The sequence below is a fragment of the Streptomyces purpureus genome, assembly GCF_014648195.1.
Lineage (GTDB): Bacteria > Actinomycetota > Actinomycetes > Streptomycetales > Streptomycetaceae > Streptomyces > Streptomyces purpureus.
Genome location: NZ_BMQQ01000091.1, coordinates 1 through 561, shown reverse-complemented (window position 1 = coordinate 561; position 561 = coordinate 1). Strand labels below are relative to the sequence as shown.

Below are 561 nucleotides of genomic sequence, written 5' to 3'. Positions count from 1 at the left end.
GATGGGTAGGGGAGCGTCGTGTGCCGGGTGAAGCAGCCGCGGAAGCGAGTTGTGGACGGTTCACGAGTGAGAATGCAGGCATGAGTAGCGATACACACGTGAGAAACGTGTGCGCCGATTGACTAAGGGTTCCTGGGTCAAGCTGATCTGCCCAGGGTAAGTCGGGACCTAAGGCGAGGCCGACAGGCGTAGTCGATGGACAACCGGTTGATATTCCGGTACCCGCTTTGAAACGCCCAATATCGAGCCCATTAATGCTAAGGCCGTGAAGCCGTTCCGGACCCTTCGGGGAAAGGAAAGTGGTGGAGCCGCTGACCCAAGGTGGTAGTAGGTAAGCGATGGGGTGACGCAGGAAGGTAGTCCAGCCCGGGCGGTGGTTGTCCCGGGGTAAGGGTGTAGGGCGTTGTGCAGGCAAATCCGCACAACATGAGCCTGAGACCTGATGCCGAGCCGATTGTGGTGAAGTGGATGATCCTATGCTGTCGAGAAAAGCCTCTAGCGAGTTTCATGGCGGCCCGTACCCTAAACCGACTCAGGTGGTCAGGTAGAGAATACCGAGGC

1 rRNA gene is annotated in these 561 nt (G+C 58.1%); it reads left to right on the top strand.

Going from position 1 to position 561, the window contains the following annotated elements:
* A 23S ribosomal RNA gene (locus IEZ01_RS34500) occupies positions 1 to 561 on the top strand; the annotation flags it as partial.